This window comes from Rhodobacter capsulatus, from assembly GCF_005144475.1.
GTDB classification, from domain to species: Bacteria; Pseudomonadota; Alphaproteobacteria; order Rhodobacterales; family Rhodobacteraceae; genus Rhodobacter; species Rhodobacter capsulatus_C.
On the sequence record NZ_SWJZ01000122.1, the window covers coordinates 1 to 545 of the forward strand.

General features: G+C 64.6%; 1 protein-coding gene. It reads left to right on the forward strand.

Going from position 1 to position 545, the window contains the following annotated elements; translation table 11 throughout:
* Window positions 1-545, forward strand: a 545-nt coding sequence (locus FBT96_RS19330) for an AMP-binding enzyme (RefSeq protein ID WP_169583637.1), incomplete at both ends; no start/stop codon positions are given.

Here is a 545-nt window from a genome sequence, read left to right on the forward strand (position 1 = left end):
AAATGTCCGATCGTCGACACCTTCTGGCAGACCGAGACCGGCGGGCACATGATCACGCCCTTGCCGGGGGCGACACCGACGAAACCGGGCTCGGCGACGAACCCGTTCTTTGGCGTCAAGCCGGTGGTTCTGGACCCGCAGACGGCGGTGCGGATCGGCGAGGTGGAATGCGAAGGCGTGCTGTGCATCTCGGACAGCTGGCCCGGTCAGATGCGGACGGTCTGGGGCGATCACGACCGCTTCCAGGAGACCTATTTCGGCCAGTATCGCGGGTACTATTTCACCGGCGACGGCTGCCGTCGCGACAAGGACGGCTATTACTGGATCACCGGCCGGGTTGATGACGTGATCAACGTCTCGGGGCACCGGATGGGCACGGCCGAGGTCGAAAGCGCGCTGGTCGCGCATCCGCAGGTGGCCGAGGCGGCGGTGGTGGGCTATCCGCATGACATCAAGGGGCAGGGGATTTACGCCTATGTGACCTTGATGAACGGGATCGCGCCGTCCGAGGAGCTGCGCAAGGATCTGGTGAAATGGGTCCGCAC